The organism is Flavobacterium sp., from assembly GCF_039916025.1.
Classification (GTDB): domain Bacteria; phylum Bacteroidota; class Bacteroidia; order Flavobacteriales; family Flavobacteriaceae; genus Flavobacterium.
In genome coordinates this window covers 25,779-31,940 of record NZ_JBDSMB010000096.1, presented here as the reverse complement: position 1 = coordinate 31,940, position 6,162 = coordinate 25,779, and the positions used below count along the sequence as shown (strand labels likewise).

Sequence of the window (6,162 nt, the reverse complement as noted above, 5' to 3'; positions counted from 1 at the left end):
CGCTGATGTAATGGCACCAAACGGAATCGATTTCAAATACCCAAGCTATGTTCAGGATATTATGGGCCCAATGTGTTTTGACTACGGATTTGGTCCGTTTCGCTGGGTTTGCGCATCAGGAAATCCGGAAGATTTAGCCAAAACTGATAAAATTGCCTGCGATGTTTTAGAAGAAATGATGAAAAATTCACCTACCGAAATTAAACAGCAAATGGCGGACAACATTCAATGGATAAAAGGCGCTCAGGAAAATAAATTAGTCGTTGGCTCTCAAGCCCGAATTTTATATGCCGATACAGAAGGAAGAATAAAAATCGCTGAAGCATTTAACAAAGCGATTGCTAATGGTGAAATTGGATATATCATTTTAGGACGCGATCATCATGACGTTTCCGGAACGGATTCGCCTTATAGAGAAACTTCGAACATCTATGACGGTTCCCGTTTTACTGCTGATATGGCAATTCAAAATGTGATTGGAGATAGTTTCCGTGGTGCAACTTGGGTTTCTATTCACAATGGTGGCGGTGTTGGCTGGGGTGAGGTTATAAACGGTGGTTTTGGTATGGTTCTTGATGGTTCATCGGACGCGTCAAGACGCTTAGAATCAATGCTTTTCTGGGATGTAACTAACGGAATTTCAAGAAGAAGCTGGGCCAGAAATGAAGGAGCGATATTTGCAATAAAAAGAGCTATGGAAACGCAACCTTTATTAAAAGTCACCATCCCTAATATAGTTGACGATTCGTTGTTTGATAATTAGAATTTTAGATTGGCTAGACTGACTTAGACCATTTAGAAAATCTAAAATATCTAATAATCTAAGAAGTCTAAAATTGTCTAAAAAATCTAAAATATGAAAACACTTAAATTTTTACCGTTACTCCTACTCTTTGTTTTGTCCTCATGCAGTTCTGTCAAAGTGAACTCTGATTATGACAAAAAAGTAGATTTTTCACCTTATAAGACTTTTGCTTTCCACAAGGCAGGAATTGACAAAGCGGAGATTTCCGATTTAGATAAGAAAAGAATTCTTCGCTCTATCGATGAAGCAATGACTTCAAAAGGTTTTACAAAAAGTGAAAATCCCGATCTATTGATTGCCTTTTTCACCAAAGAAAGAGAGCAGGTTAATGTTAACCAATACAATTCCGGTTGGGGTTATGGTTGGGGTTATGGCTGGAATCCTTATTTGTGGGGCGGAAACACTACAGTTTCAAGATATTCCGAAGGAACTTTATACATTGATATTATTGATGCCAAGAAAAAAGAATTAATCTGGCAAGGTGAAGGCGAAGGTGTTTTAACAAAAGACACCAATAAAAAAGATGAAGTCATCAAAGAATTCGTAACTAAAATTCTGGAACAATATCCACCGCAGAAGAAGTAAGCAGTGGTCAGTGTTCAGTTGGCAGATTACACGATATAAAAAAACGCAATCTAATCAAAAAATGAGATTGCGTTTTTTTATATCTATATGGTTTTCTAGCCCAGATTGAAGTGGCATCCTTTTTCTTTTTTAAGAAAAAGATAGAACGGAAAGCTGGAAACAGCTCCGAAAAAAAATAAGCAGTGATCAATAACTACTTAACGGAGCACTGAGCACTAATATCCCATCAACTCTTCCATCTTGACTTTTACCTTCTCAGCTGACGGAATCATCGTTTGTTCCAATGTACTATTCAATGGAATCGCCGGCATATTCTCAGAACCAATAACCATTACAGGAGCATCAAGATATTTAAAACATTTCTCCTGAATTAATCCGGCTAAGCTTCTCGCAAAAGAATTATTCGTTGGCTCTTCAGTAACTACCAAGCATTTCTTCGTCTTTCTCACCGAGTTCAAAATCGCTTCTTCATCTAACGGATAAAGCGTACGCAAATCAATAATTTCTACATTTTGTTTCATGTTTTCTGAAGCATTCAAAGCCCAATGAACTCCCATTCCGTAAGTAATCACCGAAATAGTTTCTTCTACTTCCTGTGCCCAGATTTCCTGAATGATATTGGCTTTGCCAAATGGCAATATATAATCTTCACTTGGTTCGTTGACTTTAGCATTATCAGTGCCTTTGACTTTACTCCAATACAAACCTTTATGTTCTAAGATCACTATAGGATTTGGATCGTAATAGGCTGCTTTCATCAAACCTTTTAAATCGGCTCCGTTGCTTGGATACGCAATTTTAATTCCGCGAATATTCGTCAACACACTTTCCACCGAAGAGGAATGATAAGGCCCGCCACTTCCATACGCACCAATCGGCACACGCAAAATCATGCTCACTGGCCATTTTCCATTTGTTAAATAACTTGAACGGCTCACTTCGGTAAACAACTGATTCAGGCCTGGCCAAATATAATCGGCAAACTGAACCTCAACAATCGGTTTCAAACCAACTGCTGACATTCCTACCGTTGAACCAACGATAAACGCTTCCTGAATTGGTGTGTTGAAGACGCGTTCGTCGCCAAATTTCTGCGCTAATGTAGCTGCTTCCCTGAAAACACCGCCTAAACGTCCGCCTACGTCTTGTCCGTACAACAAACATTCTTTGTGTGATTTCATCAATTCTTCTACCGCAAACAAAGCACAATCCACCATCACCACTTTGTCTTCGCGTTGTGGATTTCTTTCTCCAACTTCTTCTGTTATTGGCGTTGGCGCAAAATCATGCGTAAATAAATCTTCCGGTCTCGGATCTTCCGCAAGTTGTGCTTTTTCGAAATCAGCTTTGACTTTGGCTATAGCCAAATTTTCTATATTTTGAATTTCATCTGAAGTAAATCCGACTTCCAATAATTGTTTTATCAAAACCGGAAAAGGATCACGCGAATTTGCTTCTTCCAAATCATCCCGGTACCATTCCATACGAACACCAGAAGTGTGGTGATTCAGCAAGGGCACTTTAGCATGAATCAAAAAAGGACGACGTTCTTCCCGAATGGTTTTTACAACTTTTTGAACGGCTAAATAACTTTCGGTAAAATTGGCTCCATCAATTGAAATTGCTTCTATTCCGTGGAAACCTTTGGCATATTCAAACGCATTTTGCGCCCTGGTTTCTGCCGCATTGGCCGAAATATCCCAACCGTTATCCTGAACTAAATACAAAATTGGCAACTGTTTCAAAGCCGCCATTTGGAATGCTTCAGCAATTTCACCTTCTGTTACGGAAGCATCGCCGAGCGAGCAAACCACAAATGGTTTCTGTTGATTTTTATCTTCAATGCCAATGTTTTCTTTGTACCAAAATCCCATCGCTGCTCCAGTTGCCGGAATGGCCTGCATTCCGGTCGCTGATGATTGATGTGGAATTTTAGGCTTATCAGCATCTTTCAAACTTGGATGACAATAATAGGTTCTTCCACCCGAAAACGGATCGTCTCTTTTAGCCATCAACTGCAACATCAAATCATAAGGCTTCATCCCGATTCCCAATAGCATCGAATCATCGCGATAATATGGAAAAGCATAATCCTGTGGTAATAAATGCATTGCCATCGCAATCTGAATGGCTTCGTGCCCACGCGAAGTAGCGTGAACATATTTGGATACTATCTTAAAATTATCTTCATACAAAGTCGTCATTGCCTTAGCAGTTGCCATTGTTGAAAATGCTTTTTCGAGTATGTTTTTGTCTAACATAGTTTTATTTTTGTGAGCGAAAGGCTCGGGCATTATCAGGAGTCCGTGTTCCCGCTTTTCACACTACATGATAGTAGTTTCAATCGGGGCTAATTAGGAAACCATTTGAATACTTGTATCTTTATTTCGCCGCAACTAGCCAGCCAAATTTGTCTTCCAGCTCTTGTGTTTTAATTCCTTCTAAAGTATTCGCCACCATATCAGAAACCGGATTCTCAGCAGGGAATTTAATCGATAAATCTTTGTTGCCAATTTCTTCAATTCGTGCAATTCCTACTGCAGTTCCTGCACCAAACGCTTCTTCCAGGGTTCCGTTTTTAGAAGCTTCAATAATTTCAGTAATTGTTATTGGGCGTTCGATAACTTCATATCCTTTATCACGCAAAATGTCAATCACACTCATACGGGTAATTCCGGCCAAAATCGAACCGCTCAAATCGGGTGTAATGAACTTGCCTCCTATTTTGAAGAAAATATTCATTGTTCCGACTTCCTGAATGTATTCAAAATGTTGGGCATCCAACCACAACACCTGGTCATATCCTTTGGTTTTAGCATGTTCCGTAGGGCGAATCGCTCCGGCATAGTTTCCAGCGGCTTTAGCTTCTCCCGTTCCGCCATTTACAGCACGAACATATTTTCTTTCTGCATATAATTTGATTTTTTTGTGGAAGAAAGGTCCCGTTGGCGAACCCATTACAATAAATTTAAAACTTGTCGCCGCACGCATCCCGATAAAAGGTTCATCGGCATACATAAACGGACGCAAATATAAAGCGCTGCCTTCTTGTGTCGGAATCCATTCTTTTTCTATCGCGACGAATTGCTTTAAAGCTTCTACAAATAAATCTTCAGGAAACAATGGCATTCCCATTCGGTTCGCACTGAAATTCATTCGCTTCGCATTCTCGTCGGGACGGAATAATAGCGGTGTACCATCTTTGCCCATAGTAGCTTTCATTCCTTCAAAAATCGCCTGTCCATAGTGCAATGCCATAGCGGCAGGATGCGTCGGAATCAAAGCTAAAGGTTCAATTCTTGGATTTTGCCATTCGCCATTTTGGTAATCGCAAATAAACATATGATCCGAAAATCGGGTTCCCATAACGATGTTGTGAAAATCAACTTCACTCGCTTTTGATTGCGCTGCTTTCGTTATTTTAATTGAGTGTGTCATTACTTCTTGCATGATATTATAGAGTTGTGTTTGTGTCAAATTGTTCTAAATAATCGCCTACTTTTCGCAAAAATGAACCTCCTAAAAATCCGTCAACCACACGATGGTCAAAAGATAAAGAAAGAAACATCATACTGCGAATAGTTATTTCATCGCCTTTGGAAGTCGTAATGACTTCCGGACGTTTTTTAATTATTCCTAGTGCCAAAATAGCCACTTCGGGTTGGTTGATAATTGGCGTTCCCATTAAGCTTCCAAAGGTTCCTACATTGGAAATCGTGAATGTACTGCCTTGAATTTCTTCTGGTTTTAATTTGTTGTTTCGGGAAGCTTCAGCTAAATGATTTACATCTTTGGCTAAAGCTGCTAAATCTTTTTCATTGGCATTTTTTACTACCGGAACAATCAGATTTCCACTTGGCAAAGCTGTTGCCATGCCAACATTAATATCTTTATGGACAATGATATTTTTCTCATCCACCGAAACATTAATCATTGGAAAATCCTGAATCGCTTTCGCTACAGCCTGAACAAAAACTGGTGTGAATGTTAGTTTTTCGTTGTGTTTGGCTTGGAATTTACCTTTGTTTTCATTTCTCCAGTTCACCAAATTTGTCACATCGACTTCAATATAAGAAGTTACGTGTGGCGAAGTTTGTTTGGAATAGACCATGTGATCCGCAATCATTTTGCGCATGCGGTCCATTTCAACGATATGGTCTTTTCCTTCTACAAAATTGATTTTTGGTTTTGGATAAGAAGAAGTTGTCGGTTGTTGGTTGTTGGTTGTTGGTTTAGATTGAAGCGGATATTTTCTGTTTTTTAAATAATTGAAAATATCGCTTTTCTGAACTCGGCCATCAGTGCCCGAACCCGGAATGCTTTGTACTTCTTCAATCGACAGGTTTTCTTTCTGAGCAATGCTGATAATTAAAGGTGAAAGAAATGCGTCAGGATTCGACTTAGCTTGTATTTTTACTTCTGCTTTTTTCGTTTCAGTTGGCTGCTGTTTTACTTCTTGGGTTTTCCCAATAATTATCTTTTTCCCCGCAACATTTTCGTTCGAATCAATCAATGCCAGAACTTCTCCAACACCAACTACAGCATTTTTCTGAAAACGAATTTCTGTAATCGTTCCTGAAACTGGTGACGGCACATCGCTATCAACTTTATCGGTAGCGACTTCCACAATCGTTTCTTCAGCGTTCACAAAATCGCCTACGTTTTTCAACCAACTAATGATAGTTGCTTCAGAAATGCTCTCGCCCATTTTGGGCATTTTAAATTCTATTATTGGCATATTTTTTATTTATACAGACAGACAATGCAATGCA

At 39.2% G+C, this 6,162-nt stretch carries 4 protein-coding genes and 1 pseudogene; 2 read left to right on the top strand and 3 right to left on the bottom strand.

Going from position 1 to position 6,162, the window contains the following annotated elements:
- Positions 1-763 (top strand): annotated as a pseudogene (locus ABIQ27_RS06595) (urocanate hydratase); the annotation flags it as partial.
- Positions 764-856: 93 nt separating this feature from the next.
- A complete protein-coding gene (locus ABIQ27_RS06590; RefSeq protein ID WP_348032988.1) occupies positions 857-1,390 on the top strand; it encodes a DUF4136 domain-containing protein in 534 nt (177 codons plus the stop codon).
- Positions 1,391-1,605: 215 nt separating this feature from the next.
- On the opposite strand, the gene ABIQ27_RS06585 is transcribed toward ABIQ27_RS06590, so the two are convergent.
- The 3 genes from ABIQ27_RS06585 to ABIQ27_RS06575 form a co-directional block, all read right to left on the bottom strand.
- Positions 1,606-3,651 carry a thiamine pyrophosphate-dependent enzyme gene (locus ABIQ27_RS06585; protein WP_348032987.1) on the bottom strand — a complete coding sequence of 682 codons (2,046 nt, stop codon included), beginning with the start codon at positions 3,649-3,651 and terminating at the stop codon, positions 1,606-1,608.
- A 121-nt stretch (positions 3,652-3,772) separates the two neighbouring features.
- Positions 3,773-4,828, bottom strand: a complete 1,056-nt coding sequence (locus ABIQ27_RS06580) for a branched-chain amino acid aminotransferase (protein WP_348032986.1) — start codon at positions 4,826-4,828, stop codon at positions 3,773-3,775.
- Between the two features lie 16 nt (positions 4,829-4,844).
- Positions 4,845-6,128: a dihydrolipoamide acetyltransferase family protein gene (locus ABIQ27_RS06575; protein ID WP_348032985.1), complete on the bottom strand. Its 1,284-nt coding sequence runs from the start codon at positions 6,126-6,128 to the stop codon at positions 4,845-4,847.
- Positions 6,129-6,162: the final 34 nt, after the last annotated feature.

Excerpts from the sequence above, each read along its gene's own strand:
- ABIQ27_RS06590 (WP_348032988.1), top strand. The coding sequence starts at position 857 with ATGAAAACACTTAAATTTTTACCGTTACTCCTACTCTTTGTTTTGTCC.
- ABIQ27_RS06585 (WP_348032987.1), bottom strand. The coding sequence starts at position 3,651 with ATGTTAGACAAAAACATACTCGAAAAAGCATTTTCAACAATGGCAACT.
- ABIQ27_RS06580 (WP_348032986.1), bottom strand. The coding sequence starts at position 4,828 with ATGACACACTCAATTAAAATAACGAAAGCAGCGCAATCAAAAGCGAGT.
- ABIQ27_RS06575 (WP_348032985.1), bottom strand. The coding sequence starts at position 6,128 with ATGCCAATAATAGAATTTAAAATGCCCAAAATGGGCGAGAGCATTTCT.